Below are 17,449 nucleotides of genomic sequence, written 5' to 3'. Positions count from 1 at the left end.
ATTATTTGTATTCTCAATTCTTCAGCAATCTCTATGAATGTGGATTCACCGGCAAAAGCCTCAGCTTATATATGTTATTCTCGGTGTGAATCTCTACATACTCCGTAGCTTTAATAACATTTGTGATTCGACTTAAATGAGTGCTTGAACATTGACCATCCTGGATGTACAAAAATCTTCCTTGAGAGCCAATCTCAATATCCTGCAGCCATACTACTCGTCCCCATCTATGAAGGGATGTGGGAACTTTAGGTAGAGCAATGTCATAAACGCCCTCAATAATTCCTACATCATGATTTATGCTCATACATATCTTCCCTCCTTGAGAATGGACACTCAACTAAAAAGTTGTTTAAAAAATCTGTCCGGATTATCGAGAAAGGCCTTGGTCAAGCGATAATGATCCGTCTCTTCATAATCAATGGGGATAATCCCATCCTCATTGCATTCGTAGATCTGTGCTCCCGGGTAGGCCATTAAAATCGGGGAATGGGTCGCAATAATAAATTGGGCGCGATCTGCCATCTCCAGATCATTTATGATGCCTAAAAAAGCCAATTGACGCTGGGGCGAAAGTGCTGCTTCAGGTTCATCCAGTATGTACAGGCTCCTACCGCCAAAACGATTGGCAAAGAGGGAGAGAAACGCCTCCCCATGAGATTGCTGGTTTAAAGATTTTCCTCCGTAAGCGTCATAAACCTTTCTGCCGCCGGCATATGGATCTTTTGAACGTTCATCCAGATGCTTGGCAAAATCAAAGAAGGTCTCAGCTCGTAAAAAAAATCCCTGATTGATTTTAGGCATCCAGGATAATGTTAGAATCGAGGCCAGGCGGACACTTTCATCAGACAATCCGATATCAACATTTCTATCCCCACCGCCAATTCCAAAGCCGCACTGATAGGCTATGGCTTCGAGCAACGTTGATTTTCCTGTCCCGTTCTCGCCCACAAAAAACACGACATTGTGATTAATATCCAGCGATGCACAATTTACCAGTGCAGGGATATTAAATGGGTAGATATTTCTGTTGTCTGCACGTTCCCAATTCAGTGTCACCTTTTTAAGATAGGCCAATGCTACTCTTTCCCCTTTACCATCTCATCAAATTACTTCCCTGGCGACCACCTTAAAACAGGCCAGGGCAAATCCAAGGGCTTAATTGACCTCTTATCACCAACATTTTTTATTTTAGCGTTACAATATCCTTTATCCTCTAACATCAAAAGCTGTTTGACATCAATATCCATGATGGTCCCCGTATAATCCGTTACCCGTATGGCGGTGATCCGATCCCCTTCTTTAAAAGTTCCTACGATGATGTACTTATCATTTTTTATACATTGTTTTGTATGTGAGTCAATAACAGGCAACATATCTATTGTCCCTTCATCTGCGACCAATGCTACCCCTGAGGCATGAGCATTGCGGCAGCTATGTTCTTTAATGTATTCCAAGGTGCTCGCTAAACCCATATCCTGTACTGTCGCCGTGACTTCATCAAGTATGCGGCAACCCATGGTTCTGTGTCGTTCTTTAATGATTGCTATTACTCTTACCAATATAAAACACCTCTTTTTATTACTTACCCTATCAACACAACCATATTATCCCATCATAATTACTAAAACTCAATGTCCATTACATACAAAAGCCCTGATTTTTCACTAAATACTCTATTTGATCACCTCTGACAAAGCATAATCCACTGCCCCTATGGCATGAATGAGTGTCGTATCAAATAAAGGCACGAATGAATCCTCTTGTTTAATTAATAAGCCGATTTCTGTACATCCAAGCACTATTCCTTCAGCACCCTGCTCGACTAAGGATTGGATCATTCTTTTGAATTGATTTCTCGATTCATTACTAATTTCTCCTAAGCATAGTTCATGATATATTACTTCATTGACGATTCCTCTATCTCCTTCTTCCGGTGTCAAAACTTTTAGCCCCTGAGTCTCTAAACGTGATGTGTAAAAATCCTGTTCCATGGTGTATCGGGTTCCTAAGAGTCCTATGGTTTTTATGTTATGTGTTAAAGCCTGTTTAGCCGTAATATCAGCGATGTGCAGCAAGGGTATCCGCATCCCCGCTTGGATCTCATCAGCAACTTTGTGCATGGTATTTGTGCAAAGAACAATACATTCTGCCCCTGCGGCCTCCAGGCTTCGAGCCGCATTGGCAAGAATTTCCGCCGCCTTATGCCATTCACCGCGGCTTTGACACATTTCTATTTCCTCAAAATCAACACTGTATAGAATACACCTGGCTGAGTGTAAACCTCCCCGCCGTTTCTTCACTTCTTCATTAATAATTCGATAATATTCGGCTGATGATTCCCAGCTCATTCCTCCAATTAAACCTATTGTCTTCATGGTTTTCTCTCCTATAACACAGATTCAATTTGCTTTAACGCTTTCTTGTCAAGCAGTCCACCCGTAAGGGCATTAAAAATATAGGTCTCAATCTCTTCAGAGTTCTGAGATTTTCGAATAAGCACAAGAATATTGAGCATGTCCATGAGTATCAGTTTTCTCATTGTCGGTTTTACTCCTAAGATATCAATGGCCATGAGCTCTCTGGACACTTTATCTTGCAGGTTTGGTTTATGGGTAACGATTTCACTTAACGCCTGGATACACTGCCTAACTGTAACCGGTTTTTTATCCCCAAGAATCTTTAAGTAATCATCTATTGTGGAATCCATTCTGTCATCCTTATCCCATTTCGCATTAGCCGCAATAAGCATTACCCCAATGCTTCTTTGGTATGAGTTGGGACTTTTTAGTTTTTCACAGAGAAGATCCCAATAAGGGTACACATCTCCGTATTCCTCCGAACGATGTCCTAGTAAAAGCAATGAATGGTATCTCAATTTGTCATCTTTTTCATTCAACCACTTAATGAGCTGAGAGATATCCTCTTCGTTTAAAGTTTTAGAGACTTCTAGCAGATCCTCTTTTCCAAATGCCAATAGCTGATCAGCGATAATCATTTTTACCCTTCCTTCTTAGTCAGCTGCACTATTGAGGCACATCCAACCGCTTTGGCCTTACCCTGATTGCTATTAAGCTCTTTACATCATTGAGTACAGGTTGCTCCCTTACCTCAATCATAAGCCAACGTCCGCCACAGGAGAAAGATGTTTTCCGGTATAAGCTTTGAACATACGAAGTAAATGTTCCTAGAGCCATTTCTACTGTTTCTTCCTCCTTTGCCCCTACCACAACGAGTGCAATAAAAAATCCCTCCATTGGATATAGAGTACATAATGATTTACCACTCTTTTGATACTTTACATTCCACCCGGGCTGTGCCGAACATTGACTAAAGGCCAATTTAGGCTTAACTTGATAAGCAGCATCGATATAAGAAAACAGTTCAGACCATAATAGCTTTCCCTGACCGATAAACGCTTTAATGTCATCATCAGACGGCTGTCGATTGGCGTTAAATGCCTCACTCCAATTCATATACTTACGCTCCTTTTAAAATCCTGTTACAACCATTCGTCAAAAACTGTGAAGAATCCGCTTTAAGTTATCACCACGGCCCTCTGAAGCATAGAAAAATTAAGAGTGCTGCCAAGCTTCTCTTAGTCTTTTCAATTTATATCACCGCCAAAGCGTTCTCCAAAGCTTCCTCCAAGTCTGCGTACATATATTCAAAGCCAGCGCTCTGTATTTTCTTGGGCACAGCCCGTTGTCCATGTAATAGCATTTCTGACATCTGACCCAAAGCTATTTTCAGGAGTATTTCTGGAACGGGTAGCCATGATGGTTTGCTTAAAACCTTGCCCAGTGTTTTACTGAAATCTCTCATTCTTGCCGGATTTGGAGCGACAGCATTAATAGGACCGGATAACCCCGGATGTTCAATAACACATCTTATTATGCTGATTAAATCTTGGATATGTATCCAGGAAAGCCATTGCTCTCCCGTACCCAAGGGACCGCCTATGTAGAATTTAAATGGCATGGTCATTCTATTGAGAGCACCTTCATTTCCTAAGACGACTCCAATCCGCAGGGTGACTACTCTTGTCAAAGGAGCTTGGGCCTTGTAGGCTTCCTGTTCCCATTCCCGGCATACTTGTGCCAGAAAATCCTTTCCGGCTTCCTCAGACTCGGCGAGCTCTTCATCCCCACGGGGGCCATAATAGCCAACAGCCGATGCATTGATGAACACTTTAGGCTGAATCACACCATGATCAATGGCTGTAACAATTGCGCCAGTTGTTCTAAGCCTGCTTGCTATAATCTCTTCTTTTACCGAAGGGGTCCATCTGCGATTGCCGATGGATTCACCGGCTAGATTGATCACAACATCAATCTGCTCCAAATTTTTAAGCGAAGACAATGAGGACATATTATCCCATTCGATTGCCTCTACTCCACTTCCTAGGGTGCTGACCATTTTATGAGAGTTTCTGGTTACAACAAACACCTGATATCCATTCTCAAGCAATTCCTTGGTCAGATATTTTCCCACAAAACCTGTTCCGCCGAAGATTAAAACCTTCATAGCTTCGCCCCCTCTATATGGCCTCATTACATACATTCAGACATCCTTATGCGCGCAAACCAAATTAGCAGTCAAATATGTAAAATAAAAGGCTAACAGTACCTGTCAGCCTCGTATTGCTAAATCGTATTCTCTTCAGGCTTCTTCGGTAATCCGGCATTTACTCTCCATCCCTAAGATGATTATACCCCGGATGACCTGCTTTGGAAATACTTCCATTTCTCAAGTCCGGCATTTTCTCTATCAGCTTTTCGTTGGCTTGGAGCATTTTCATATAGTAAGCATCATAGGAAGGACTTAATTTGCGCATAGCTGGGATAAACACTTCATAGTATCCGCTTGTCTCACCAAATTGACGAAATAAATGCATAAGTTGTGCCATCCCTGAGTTTTGATAGCTCTCTGATTTTTTAAATTCTACATATTGAGCTATACTTTCTTTGTAGTTTTCCCAGTAGGTTTCAAAATCGTCAAAAGCGATCTGCACATTCAAAGATAGGGTTTCAAGCCTATCATCCGTGTACTGATCCACCTGATCCAGAAAGGGCTGGAGTTCATCAGGAATTTCCAGTGATTCCATGTTATCTAAAAACTCAACTATGACTGCATACATTCGTTTCTGTTCGTCCGTTTTTATTGGCTCGTTCAGAAATTGGCCAAAATGAAAACTAATATAATGTCCATAGTACCCGGGAAAGGACATTAGCAATTTTTCTTTAATGGAAGCCTGTTGCTCTAATATACTGATCTTATCCTGAATCATCTCCATATTTTCATTATGAACCAGTTCCTCAAGCAATTCTATCTGGGTAAGTCTGGCCTTTGCTTGAATTTGCTTTACTTGCTTAACCATCTTCAGCGCGGATTTCTTGTCATTACTCTCTAACACTTGCTTAATCTCATCTGTGGTTAGATCCAGCTTTCTAAATAATGCTATTACCCTCAGCTTCTCTACATCATCATGGCTGAACTCCCTATATCCATTCTCTTGTATTAGGGGAGATACTAATCCTTTGCCCTGATAATATTCGATGGCTTTCTTGGTTAACCCGGTTAGCTGACAGATTTCACTAATCTGCATAGTGGTCACCTCCAAATTAAGCTTAAGGCATCCCCTAAGGTGACGGTCAAGCATCCTCTCTAAAAACTAATTCTTTTTATAATCCAAAAGGTTATATCCCTTTATCTCTCCATCATTAAGTTAACTCCTCCCTTTGATTTTGATACTTCAAACCACTTTTCATTTCTTGCTTGAATAATAGTCTTCCGCAACAAGTCCATACATTGAGCAATCGCAGATTCCTTGATTGCACCAGTCCCCTTGCTTCACAGTCCCTTCGTACACCAACCCGCATTTTTTCATTACTCTTCCTGAGTTAGGATTGCGCGGATCATGCCTGGATTCAATCCTATTCACTTCAACCTCTTCAAAGAAAAAACGTATTAACTCTGCAAGTGCCTCAGAGGCAACACCCTTACCCCACCATCTTTTACCTAGGCAATAACCCACATGAACCATGCCAATACGCTCATCCATTTTTACAATGCTGATACTGCCAATAGGCTCAGGCCCATTTTCTTTGCACACAATTGCCCATTGATAGAACTTATGGTCTTTATATTGACTAATCCAGTCCTTCAATACTTCCAAGGAGACCGCGACATTGTCATGGGGAGGCCATATCAGATATTTCGTTACTTCCGCATCACTGGCCCAATTCCTAAACATCGCTTCTGCGTCATTTAGTTCAAACTTGCGTAAGATCAACCGCTCGGTTTCCAGTTTTTTCGTTCCAATATGTCTCATAGCATTACCTCCTATCTCAGCTGCCCAATGGCAGTGTCAATCATTACTTCTTAACAGCTTCTTATCAAGCTTACCCAAGGAAGTATAAGGCATTTCTTGAACAAAGGTTATTTCCTTGGGAACCTGAAATCGTGCAACTCTTGGGCGCAGCCATTCCAAAAGCTCCTCCTCGGTTAAACCGGCTCCCTCTTCAGGAAGTACAAACGCCTTCAGCCTTTGCCCAAATCCTTCATCTCGGATTCCGATTACCGCCACCTCTTCTATGTGAGGATGATCTCTTAGTACCTGCTCCAGGTCAGCAGGATAAACATTTTCCCCTGCCGAAACCACCATGTCATCGGCCCTGCCACATAAAAAGTAATATCCTTGATGATCACAATAGCCTAAATCACCTGTTTCAATCCATGGATTGCTTTTGTTTCCCATGGACCACCTGTTTTTAATGCAGAATTGGCCCACACTGCCAACAGGAACTTTATTTTTGTTTCCATCCATTATTTTTAGCCGAACACCTTTGATTTTTTTCCCAAGGGTATTTGCCGAGCACCTTAAATCCTGGGGTGTGGCTATGATATTTAAACCCGCCTCTGAGGTTCCATACAAATTATACAAGACATCTCCTAATTTCTCCGCCGTCTCCCTGACCACTCTGGGATTGAGTTCCGCCCCACCTGAAACAATGCAAGCAAGGGATTTCAAATCCTCAGGGTTTTGTTTTAACATTTTATAGATCATTAAGGGTACAACGGTCACCACTTCAACCTGGTGCTTGCGAATAAGGTGGCATGCTTTGACCACATTGAAACCTTTTTGGATGATCACCTTTTTCCCCAAAATGATGAACACCAGTAAAACTGCTATTCCATAGCCATGATAAATTGGGGTGGCTATATAAACAGTACGATAATTTACGAGCTTCAGTCTGTTTATTAAAGTTACGAATGGATTCAAATAGTTGCGAAGTGAAGGTTGATGGACTGCTGCCTTGGCATTCCCCGTTGTACCTCCCGTTAATATCACCAGCTTTCCGGTTAAGGAACGCTTTATTTTCGGATTTTCAGGGAGGCTTAGATTAAGCAAGTTATTGATCGCTGGTAAATCCTCGTGATAACTCAAAAGCTTATCCTTTTTATACGCTGAACCTTCAAGCAAAGGACTTGATTCAAAATCATAGATAAGCAAGTGGAAATCCGTTTGATCTAATAAATTATTAAACTGACTGCAGCTCATTTCAGCATTAAGCAAATAGATATCCGCTCCTGATTGAGAAACAGCGAATATAGCTTTCACTAAGGAAGCATGGTTTTTACATATAAACCCTACCTTATGGCCCCTTCTCAGTTGATATTTTTCTCTCAAAATAAAAGAAAGCTCTTTAGACTGTAAATACAATTCTTTGTAAGTCAATGTTTCGTTGTCATCGACCAGCCCTATCTTTTTCCCATATGCCTTTTCAGCAAAACTCAATAAAGCCATGATGTTTATTCCATATTTATGGAGAGCACTAGCAAAGCTATAGAGCCTTAAGGGTGAAAACAGTCCTATTTTAAATAAAACATCGATCAATCTAACCATGATGTCTACCTTGTTTTCGCTTTCTTAAAATAGCCGGTGCAGCAAATTCCCAGATTCCTCTAAACATAATTGATACGAATTGTCCGGGCAGCAACCACCAGGGCCTGTATTTTGGTTTTTGTGTATATATTAACTTAGAAACAATTTTCCCTACATGCTCCGGACTCATGGCAGGAAGCTTTTGATAGGCCTCTGTAGGCAAAATCATAGGAGTTCTAACCAGGGGCAGATACACTGATGACGTGGCAATCCCCATAGCATTCAGCTCCGAAGCTGCCGCTCGAAACCAGGTATCAAAGGCTGATTTTGATGCCTGATAGGCGGCCCAATGGGGCACAGGTAAGAGCAAAACATTGATCGTAGAGAGATTAATAATATGTCCCTTATTTTTCTCAAGGAGAGGAATAAGGGACAATAATAATTGAACCGGTGCAAAATAATTGATGGCCATGGTTCGGGTAAAGTCATGATAGCGGTCTAAAGAATCGTTAATCGATCGCTTTATTGATAAACCGGCATTGCTGACGAATAAGTCCAAACCATCGGGCAATTGATGAATGAACTTTAATAATTCCATCACCTTTTCAGGATCTCTAAGGTCAGCTCGAAAAATGCTTACTTTGGCTTCTTTTTGTTCAATTTCTTGTTTCACTCTGATGAGCTTTTCCTCAGTTCTTGCCACTAAAATCAAATGACAATCTATCTCTGCCAATTGGTAAGCTAATTCTTCCCCTATGCCGGAACTGGCACCTGTAATAAGAATTGTCTTGCCCTTAAGTTTTGCTTCAAGCCTTCTTCTGTCTATATGTATAGGAGGGAATAAGAAAGCTTCCCATAAACTCTTGTTATACATAATTGCCCCTTTTTTCCAAAGTAATTGTCAGCATTCTTTTAAGTCATCTTTATAGAAATCAACCTTTATTTTTGAAGCTAGGGTCTATTGGGGACTGGAAACCAGTTTAACAAGAACGATTTCTGGCCGACTGCAAAATCGTAATGGCAAGGTACTCTCTCCTAAGCCGCCATTAATGATCATATTTGTAGAACCCGTCGTGAAATGTCCATAATCGTATTTTGGAAAAAGTCCTTGACCTGGAGCCACTATCGCCCCTATTATAGGAAGCCTTACTTGACCACCATGTGTATGTCCCACTAATACCAACTCAATATCGGACTCAGCTGCAGACATAAAAATATTTGGTGCATGGGCCAATAATACTTTAGGCTGAGAATCTGCGATGCCATGAAGTGCCTGATCCAACTCATCTCTATGCAAATAGGGATCATCGACACCTGCTATCCAAAGATAGGAGTTCCCCTTTGCACATTTATAGTTCCTGTTGTCTAAAATCTTTACCCCATGACCCTCTAAAATAGGCTTAATTCTAAAATCATGCCTCCACTCGTGATTCCCCGGTACAAAGAAAATAGGCTTGGATTCTAATCCACGAATCAGATCCAAAGTAGGTTCAACATCAGGATTATCTTTATCTATAAAATCGCCGGTCATCGCTACCATATCGAATTTCTGGCGATTAATCATATTGATAAGCTTATCCTGCTTATCACCATACTTTTTGGCATGTAAATCCGTCAAATGAAGAATTGTAAAGCCCTCAAACTCTTTGGGCAGATCATTAATGACAATAGTATAGTGTTTTACGGCAACGGAATGGACATTAAAGTACAGGTAGGATAGCAATCCTATCCCACCGATGATAAATGTTCTGCGTGATATACGTTTATTTGCCAAAAACGCTCCTCCTGCATTTCATTTGGTTTGATAGCTACTCTCTTCCCTCTTCAAGCAACGGCTCAACCATCATAATAGCTTTAGTATCACCTCATTAAGCTTTCCACATGCCAGCTTCAAGTTCGTTACTTTATTTTCCTGCAGCCACATATCAACATTGCGTAATCGTCTGTATAAGGGTGCTTTGTGGGCCGCCACAACATTAGAAAAATCACTCTCTCTTGAGGTTAAAGCATATCGGGTGGCTCGGTTTAATAGCCACTGTAAATACCGCCGCCAGGTGAAATATAGCTTACCTGAAAATGTGCGTAATCTTAAACGGGGCACCGGCCTAGCGGATTGATATTGGCAGTTCAACGCAAATGCCCTCCTTCCTCACATCCCATAGAAACTGGCAATAATTTTTGCTGCCGGCAGAAATATCGCTTGTCCCAGCATTGTGCCAATTAACTTAGAGGCGATCAGCAAAATGACCAGGGCTTTCACATCACCATACGGCCTGTCTCCCCTTAACGCTTGATCCGTAATTACAGCGGATTTCGGGTCAATAAACAATGTCAGCAAAATTGTCGCAAAGCCATTAATCATCCCCGAGGAACCTACTGCCGCGATTCTGTACTGTTCTGCCACTAATAATGCCGAATAGTTAGCCGCAAGAACCCCGACTGTATAAATTCCTGTTACCAATGAATTTATGATAAGCAGTCTCTTCGGAATTTCCCGATATCTGAGCCTTTCTAACATCGTTTTGTTGGGCCGGGTAGCTCTTTTTAAGATGCGCTTCACATTATTAATATGCAAGGCTTCGATCACTAACAGTGGAACCGAACCGGTTGTCTCCAGCCGTTTTACAGCGACCTCAAATAGTCTCAAAAATGTTGGGATCAATAGAATTCCAAACAATGTTCCTATTGTCGAAGCGAAAATTACCTTCCGTATGTCGTTCATAGGGTCAATTCCTGTTGAAAGGCTTTCCCCAATGATCCATCCGATTAAAGGGGCTTGAAACATATTAGCCGTACGGGAAACAAGCACAAACAGGTTGAATAAGGAAAACGACAAGGCGAACTGTCCACTTTTGACCGAGTTAAGTCTGACCGAGTAGGAAAGGGTGTCAATAAGGTGGATAATAAACGTTAAAATCATCAATTCCCATAAAATAGTTTCCATTGTATTTTACGACACTCCCCTACACCCCTGAAACTTCACCCTTACCTTCGTCCCCTGGGGGCTGGATTGAAAGCCAATCGTGGCATTATGCCGGGCAGCTATGCTGTAGCATATGGCCATACCGAGACCGGTACCATTGAGTTTTGTGGTAAAAAAAGGGGTTCCGATCTTATCTTTTATGTCATTGGGTATTCCTGTCCCTTGATCTTCTACTTCAAGTATAACATTCCCTTGTTGAGAATAGGTAGCTATAGTAAGGGTGCCTTTGGCCGACATGGCTTCCAGACCATTGCGGGCCAGGTTCAGGATGAGCTGACGAAGCTCCTTCTCATCCAGATATAAATCGGGTATGGAACCTAAATTCAGTTTGATATTCATATCTTCTATCTTCGTATGAACGGATAACAAGGGATATAAATGATGGATAATGGTGTTTAGATTCAGGCGCTTGAAATCGACCACTCTGTCCTGGCTTAGAAATAAATATTCCGTGATGATTTCATTAGCCCGGTCAAGTTCTTCAATCATCAACTGGAAGGTCTCTACTTGGTCGGAGTATTTGTCCTTTTTAGAAAGATATTGCAAATAACCTCTTACAGTCGTCATGGGATTGCGGATCTCATGGCCGATGCCCGCTGCCATTTGACCGATTAGGTTAAGACGCTCTAGGCGTACCATTTCCTTTTCTAAACGCTTCTTTTCCGTAATATCCTGGCTGACCAGCAATAGACACATTTGATTCCCGATCATTATCTTTTCAGCTGAAAAAAGGCCCTTTCTTTTCGCCCCGGATTTGGTAATCATCTCAATCTCACGATTAAGTACACTACCATACTGACTTAAACATTCATAGATACGTTCATAGTCACTTGGTCGAACCAAGCTTGAAAGTTCATCAATGTTTATATTAAGCAATTCATTTCGGTCGTAGCCTAGAGCTTCAATAAAGGTTTTATTGACATCGATTACTCCTCTTCCTTCTATAGATAGTATCATCATCAGAGCAGGACTCCCTGCAAAAGCAGCTGATATCAACTGCTCAGAGTTCTGACGCGCGATCTCTGTTTGTTTCCTCTGGATAGCGTTGAATATTACTTCCCCCACTATTTTTATGAGGCGACTATCTTCATCAGAAAAGGGCTCCGCTAATTCCTGAGTTGAGGATGGAGTTATCCCCGACGGATGATCAATGAATATGCGGCCTGCCTTTAAGAACTGACCAATCTTTTCTAAAGCGCTGATTATTTCTTCATCGATTTTGTCTACCGGGCAATTGATAAACCTCGTCGACATCGTCGTAACAAATCTTTCAAACTCTACCCGATAGCTTAGATCGTCCTCCATGCGCTTTCTGGACGTTATATCCTGAATCTGTACTATTGCATAGAGAGGATCTCCTTTCCCATCACGAACAAGAGAGAAGCTGAATAATCCCCATTTTATCTCGCCCGATTTATGAAGAAATCGACTTTCCAAATGGAATGTAGGTATTTGCCCTGACAGAAGCTTTTTAATTTCTTCGATGACCATCGAGCTATCTTCGTGATGGACCAGCTCCGTAAATGTCATTTCAGCAAATTCATTGCCATTATAGCCAAAAAACTCATGAAAATTAGTATTAACCTTTAAAAATTCTTCATCCAAGGACAATAATGCCATACCAATTGCTGCAAAATCGAAGACAACCTCATAGTCTTCAGGCAATTTTGTGCGCATTAGTCGTCTCTCTCCCTCCCTCAGCTATGCTGAGCTTTTAGACTAGTTTCCGACATTTCATGGTGTGTAAGAACATTACTTCTAAAATACAACATTTACCATACTTTTGCACTATTTTCCTTGTCCTAATTGGTACTTTTTTACCAGTCAATTGGTCCCCTTAATACAATTCTGGTCTGAGAGCTGCCTAAGAGATAACACAGCAAAAAACCCATAAAGAGTATGTTTCTTCTTCTTCATGGGTTCATGGGTACTTTTAAGGATATTTTATTAGAGCTGTTTCATATTTAGGCAATCTTCTCATCTGCGCTGAGCAGGCCCTACCCTATTCTGCCAGTGATATAATCTTCCGTCCGCTTATCTTTCGGGTTAGAGAATATCTCCGTCGTTTTATCAAACTCAATAAGGTCTCCCATAAGGAAAAAAGCCGTATCATCGGATATCCGGGCAGCCTGTTGCATGGAGTGGGTTACGATGGCGATGGTATAGTGCTTTTTCAAGCTCTCCATCAGTTCCTCGATCTTATAGGTGGCTATGGGATCTAAGGCCGAAGTAGGCTCATCCATCAAAATGACATCAGGCTGCACTGCCAAACATCTTGCGATACATAAGCGCTGCTGCTGACCTCCTGAAAGACCGTAAGCATTATCGTGGAGCCTATCTTTTACTTCATCCCATAATGCCGCATTTCTCAAGCTGGTCTCTGCAATATCCATCAAAAGCTTTTTATCCCTGATCCCATGGATACGAGGTCCATAGACCACATTGGCAAAAATAGATTTCGGGAATGGATTGGGTTTTTGAAAAACCATGCCGACTTTTGTGCGCAACTCCTCCACCCGAACTGAATTATCAAAAATATTTTGTCCTTGATAAATAATTTCTCCGGTGGTTCTGACGATAGGTATATTTTCGATCATTCTGTTAAGGGTTTTGATAAAGGTTGACTTCCCGCACCCGGAAGGACCGATAATCGCTGTGACCTTATTCTTTTTAATCTGCATCGTGATGTTTTTCAGGGCTTGATCGTTTCCATACCATAGATTCAGCCCTTTAACATCAAAAACAACATTCTCATTCTTACTTATAACTTTCGTCATTAATTTCCTCCTGTTAGAAGCGTTGTTGGAACTTGTTCCGTATGATAATTGCCACAGAGTTCATTAAAAATAATATGATAAGCAAGACAATAATCGTTGCCGCAGCCAGATTAGCATACTCGGGTTTTAACACAGAATCCAAGGTCCAATAATAGATTTGGATCGGTAATACGGTGAAATCATCCAGCACTGAGGATGGAATCTTCATGATAAGTGTAGGAATTCCTAACACAACCAAAGGTGCCGTTTCCCCAATTGCTCTGGATATAGCTAAAATTGTACCGGTCAAAATACCTGGAATCGCCACTGGGAGAACAACCTTTCTCACTGTGGTCCATTTGTTGGCACCCATGGCATAAGATGCCTCTCTCAAAAAATCCGGTACGGCCCGGATGGCTTCCTGTGCGGCTACTACCACAATAGGGAGCACCAGCAGAGACATTGTAAGGCCCCCGGCTAAAATGCTTGATCCCAGATTCATCAGTCTTCCGAACACCGTCAAACCCAATAGTCCGAAGATAACAGAAGGTACACTGGCTAAATTCGATATATTGACATTAATCAAATAGTGAAGCCTGCCCTTTTTCGCGTATTCTTCCAGATAAATAGCCGTGGAGACACCGAGAATCGTGGTGACAGGTATGACAATCAGCATCATCAGTACGGTTCCAATGATAGCTCCGTAAATTCCAGCCTTGTGAGGAAATATGGAAAGATTGCTCGTCAGGAATTGAAGATCAAGCCAGCCAACACTATCCAACCCGACTTGATAAAGGAGAACGCCTAATACTAAAATGGAGAACACTGTAGAAAAGGAGAATACATGCTTCAAAATATTGTTCAGTCTTATTCTGTTTCCAATACGTTTACTGTCGATCATGAACTTAGGGCGATTGCTAAGTTCGTCGTTTTCCAACTCTGTGCTTTCTGCTTGTGACAACGGGCTTTCATGACTTATGCTCATGGTCAATACACCTCCCTGTACTTACGGGAAATATACTGGGCAAGAAGGTTGATCCCCAAAGTAAAGATAAAGAGCAGCAAACCTACCGCGTAGAGACTGTAATAGCCTAAGGTTCCGCTTCCGGCATCCCCACTGGTAAATTCCACGATATAAGCAGTCATGGTCTGCATGGACTGAGTTATATCAAGAGTGAAATTCTTAGAGCTGCCGCTGGCGATGGTTACAATCATGGTCTCGCCTATGGCTCTGGATATTGCTAAGACAATGGAAGCCATGATTCCGGAAATCGCCCCGGGAATAATGACCTTGAAGGTGGTTTCCAGCCTCGTAGCACCTAAGCCTAAAGAGCCCTCCCTAATGATTTCCGGCACTGAGTTCATAGCATCCTCCGATAAGGAAGCCACCATGGGTATAATCATAATTCCCATAACAATTCCAGGACTCAATGCGTTTTTAGCCTGTAGTGAAGGAATGATGTTCATGAGCAACGGAGTAACAAAAGAATAAGCAAAAAATCCGTACACGATGGTGGGGATACCCGCCAGGATTTCCATCAAAGGCTTAAGCAGTCTTCTCAATTTGTCTGAAGCAAATTGACTTAAAAAAATCGCCGCCGCCAGACCTATCGGCACTGCTACCAACATGGCAATGAGCGTGGTCATCAGGGTACCGCTGATCAACGGCAGCATCCCGAAAGAAGGGGTTTCTCTTAAAGGTGCTAATTGAGTACTGAATACTTCCTTTAAGGGAACCGCACTAAAAAATTTGCTGGCATCCGTTACTAAGATAATGACGATACCCAGGGTTGTAAGCACGGATATGGATGCCATGAGTAAGAAGAAGCCCGGCATAACCTTATCGGAGGTATGTTTCTTATTAGCAATATTGCCTCGAATCGTATCTCTTACTTGTGTATCCTCCATAATTCACCTCTAGCTCTGTTCATTATGAAACACAAAAATTCTAGGATGAGAAATTCGAGAAACTTCCCACCCTAAAATTATGTGACGGCTCGATTACTTAAGTGCTTTTAAGGCTGAAGCATACTCTGCATAAACTGAGTCAGGCAGGGGAGCAAAACCGTTATCTGCTGCTAATTTACCCGCACCTTCGGGAGATACCACATATTTGGCAAAATCCAATACCTGTGGCTTTTCTTTAGCATAGTTAAGGTTCAGATAGGTGTAGACAAGTCGGGTAAATCCGGCATAGTCAAGATCTTCACCAATCGTATTCAGGGCTGGCTCAACAGGTCCTTTGCCAAAATCTACTTTAACAGCGGCTAATTTATTGGTGTTCGATGCATAGTATCCATATCCGAAGAAGGCAATGGCATTTTTATCTTGGGAAACCAAGTCCACCAAAGTAGAATATTCTTGTTGCAGGTTTACGGTGGACACTAAGTCTTTTTTCTCCAGGATAGTTTCATAGAAGAACTCGTAGGTTCCATGGTTTTCATTGGGTCCATAGAATTTGATTTCTTCCTTAGGCCATTCGGAGCGAATATCAGACCAAAGGACTTTGTCGTCCGCTTTAACCGCTTTAGAAGTAAACATTTTGATGATTTCGTCATCGGTCATCTCTTTTGCCCAGTCGTTGTTTTTATTGATGACAATGGTCAATCCGTCGTAAGCGAGTTTAATCTCCATGACGTTCTTGTCCATTTCCATTCCTTTACCCTTCAGTTCTTCAACTTCAGCATTCTTGATTTTTCTTGAAGCATCGGCAAAATCCGTTTCTCCCGGAATGAACTTTTTAAAACCAGCACTGGATCCGGCACGTCCGACTTGTACACTGACATTGGATTGAACATTGGTCATGTATTCTTCAGCGATATGAGCCATTAAAGGATAAACCGTACCTGAACCATCAATGATGACGCCACCGCTTAATTTTTCAACTTGGGCTTGATTGTTATTGGCTCCCGAGGGTTGGTTGGTTTGTTCATTGGTTTGACCGCAGCCGGCTAAAGAGAAAACCATACCCATTCCTACTATTGCTGCCAGAACTTTCTTTTTAAACATCAATTAAAACCTCCTGTTTTCAAATCGTTCTTTTCCTTTGCGAAGGTGCCTTCGAAATTTTGCACTCTCATCTTCAGCAAATGGTATTTTCCTCATTTGCTAATCCAAGTATAGCAAGTCAATGTTTTCTTGAAGTTAACGCTTTGTTAAGTTTAAGTTAAGATTTAAATCGCTTATTTCAAAGGTTAGAGCCCATTTTTGTATCTTTTATGTATATTACCCATAAAAACCAAGAGAATTCAGAAGCTATTTTTGACAAAGTTTTTTCCATATAAAAGCAGAAACCTGGCTTCGGCAGGCCAGGTTTCTATTTATGATGAGGCAATGGCTATGGTTTCGGCACCCACTATAATTATATGCCATGTCCGGGAGAGTGTTACAAGCACTGGCATAATTACCATATTGTGGCAAACCCTATAGACAAAGCATATTATACACTATCTAACGGCAAAGGAGGTTATTTTGATGGCATTTGGTTTTGACGGAGCAGGTCACCATGGTGAGAAATTTGCAGGAATTGCAATCGTAGTTGTAATCATTCTTTTGCTCATTGCTATGGGTATCGTATTCTAAGCTTAAATTAAAGATTGAAAGGAGGTCACTTTATGTACGGAATGGGTTCTTTCGGAATGGGCGGAGCATGTTGTCCTGGCGGCGGATTTGGCAGTTTTGTCGGCGTTGGGATCATTGCTATTGCGATTCTTATCCTGATTGCTCTTGGTGTAATCTTCTAAATCAATAAAAGAAAGGAGAAGGTCCTTATGGTCGGATTTAGACGTTCCAGATTTTCCCCGTTTTTCTTCCCATTTTTCT

19 protein-coding genes are annotated in these 17,449 nt (G+C 41.6%); 1 reads left to right on the top strand and 18 read right to left on the bottom strand.

All coding sequences use genetic code 11. From position 1 onward, the window contains the following. Window positions 1-31 precede the first annotated feature (31 nt). The 18 genes from DESDE_RS05785 to DESDE_RS05695 form a co-directional block, all read right to left on the bottom strand. Window positions 32-307: a hypothetical protein gene (locus tag DESDE_RS05785; protein ID WP_014793109.1), complete on the bottom strand. Its 276-nt coding sequence runs from the start codon at window positions 305-307 to the stop codon at window positions 32-34. A gap of 29 nt (window positions 308-336) precedes the next feature. Next, the gene (locus tag DESDE_RS05780) at window positions 337-1,077 is read right to left on the bottom strand and encodes an AAA family ATPase (RefSeq protein WP_014793108.1); all 741 of its coding nucleotides are present in this window, start codon (window positions 1,075-1,077) and stop codon (window positions 337-339) included. A gap of 32 nt (window positions 1,078-1,109) precedes the next feature. Further along, window positions 1,110-1,562 carry a hypothetical protein gene (locus tag DESDE_RS05775; protein ID WP_014793107.1) on the bottom strand — a complete coding sequence of 151 codons (453 nt, stop codon included), beginning with the start codon at window positions 1,560-1,562 and terminating at the stop codon, window positions 1,110-1,112. Window positions 1,563-1,676: 114 nt separating this feature from the next. Beyond that, window positions 1,677-2,378 (bottom strand): aspartate/glutamate racemase family protein, encoded by a 702-nt coding sequence (locus DESDE_RS05770; protein ID WP_014793106.1) that lies wholly within the window; start codon window positions 2,376-2,378, stop codon window positions 1,677-1,679. Between the two features lie 11 nt (window positions 2,379-2,389). Next, window positions 2,390-2,998, bottom strand: a complete 609-nt coding sequence (locus DESDE_RS05765; RefSeq protein ID WP_014793105.1) for a hypothetical protein — start codon at window positions 2,996-2,998, stop codon at window positions 2,390-2,392. Between the two features lie 28 nt (window positions 2,999-3,026). Then, window positions 3,027-3,476, bottom strand: coding sequence for a DUF3788 domain-containing protein (locus DESDE_RS05760; RefSeq protein WP_014793104.1), 450 nt, complete (start codon window positions 3,474-3,476; stop codon window positions 3,027-3,029). 136 nt (window positions 3,477-3,612) lie between these two features. Next, a complete protein-coding gene (locus DESDE_RS05755) occupies window positions 3,613-4,527 on the bottom strand; it encodes a TIGR01777 family oxidoreductase (protein WP_014793103.1) in 915 nt (304 codons plus the stop codon). A 160-nt stretch (window positions 4,528-4,687) separates the two neighbouring features. Then, window positions 4,688-5,608 carry a MerR family transcriptional regulator gene (locus DESDE_RS05750; protein WP_014793102.1) on the bottom strand — a complete coding sequence of 307 codons (921 nt, stop codon included), beginning with the start codon at window positions 5,606-5,608 and terminating at the stop codon, window positions 4,688-4,690. Between the two features lie 159 nt (window positions 5,609-5,767). Continuing rightward, entirely contained in the window at window positions 5,768-6,334 is a 567-nt protein-coding gene (locus tag DESDE_RS05745) for a GNAT family N-acetyltransferase (protein ID WP_014793101.1), read from the bottom strand. Window positions 6,335-6,370: 36 nt separating this feature from the next. Continuing rightward, window positions 6,371-7,909, bottom strand: a complete 1,539-nt coding sequence (locus DESDE_RS05740) for an AMP-binding protein (protein WP_014793100.1) — start codon at window positions 7,907-7,909, stop codon at window positions 6,371-6,373. Then, entirely contained in the window at window positions 7,902-8,762 is an 861-nt protein-coding gene (locus DESDE_RS05735) for an SDR family NAD(P)-dependent oxidoreductase (protein WP_014793099.1), read from the bottom strand. The genes DESDE_RS05740 and DESDE_RS05735 overlap by 8 nt, the downstream gene beginning before the upstream one ends. 84 nt (window positions 8,763-8,846) lie before the next feature. Continuing rightward, window positions 8,847-9,662 carry a metallophosphoesterase gene (locus DESDE_RS05730; protein WP_014793098.1) on the bottom strand — a complete coding sequence of 272 codons (816 nt, stop codon included), beginning with the start codon at window positions 9,660-9,662 and terminating at the stop codon, window positions 8,847-8,849. A 375-nt stretch (window positions 9,663-10,037) separates the two neighbouring features. Further along, on the bottom strand, window positions 10,038-10,832 hold the full coding sequence (locus DESDE_RS05720; RefSeq protein ID WP_014793096.1) for a lipid II flippase Amj family protein: 795 nt from the start codon (window positions 10,830-10,832) through the stop codon (window positions 10,038-10,040). Between the two features lie 6 nt (window positions 10,833-10,838). Next, a complete protein-coding gene (locus DESDE_RS05715; RefSeq protein WP_014793095.1) occupies window positions 10,839-12,548 on the bottom strand; it encodes a two-component system sensor histidine kinase NtrB in 1,710 nt (569 codons plus the stop codon). Between the two features lie 320 nt (window positions 12,549-12,868). Beyond that, entirely contained in the window at window positions 12,869-13,648 is a 780-nt protein-coding gene (gene pstB, locus DESDE_RS05710; RefSeq protein WP_014793094.1) for a phosphate ABC transporter ATP-binding protein PstB, read from the bottom strand. A 13-nt stretch (window positions 13,649-13,661) separates the two neighbouring features. Next, a complete protein-coding gene (pstA, locus tag DESDE_RS05705; RefSeq protein ID WP_014793093.1) occupies window positions 13,662-14,612 on the bottom strand; it encodes a phosphate ABC transporter permease PstA in 951 nt (316 codons plus the stop codon). Between the two features lie 2 nt (window positions 14,613-14,614). Beyond that, complete coding sequence (gene pstC, locus DESDE_RS05700) at window positions 14,615-15,535, bottom strand: phosphate ABC transporter permease subunit PstC (RefSeq protein ID WP_014793092.1); 921 nt, start codon at window positions 15,533-15,535, stop codon at window positions 14,615-14,617. A 93-nt stretch (window positions 15,536-15,628) separates the two neighbouring features. Continuing rightward, a complete protein-coding gene (locus tag DESDE_RS05695; RefSeq protein ID WP_014793091.1) occupies window positions 15,629-16,636 on the bottom strand; it encodes a PstS family phosphate ABC transporter substrate-binding protein in 1,008 nt (335 codons plus the stop codon). A 605-nt stretch (window positions 16,637-17,241) separates the two neighbouring features. Between DESDE_RS05695 and DESDE_RS22705 the strand changes: the two genes are divergently transcribed. Further along, window positions 17,242-17,370: a hypothetical protein gene (locus tag DESDE_RS22705; RefSeq protein ID WP_014793089.1), complete on the top strand. Its 129-nt coding sequence runs from the start codon at window positions 17,242-17,244 to the stop codon at window positions 17,368-17,370. Window positions 17,371-17,449: the final 79 nt, after the last annotated feature.

This window comes from Desulfitobacterium dehalogenans ATCC 51507 (assembly GCF_000243155.2).
GTDB lineage: Bacteria > Bacillota > Desulfitobacteriia > Desulfitobacteriales > Desulfitobacteriaceae > Desulfitobacterium > Desulfitobacterium dehalogenans.
Note: the sequence above shows the minus strand (reverse complement) of the source record. Positions and strands in the feature narration are given on the sequence as shown.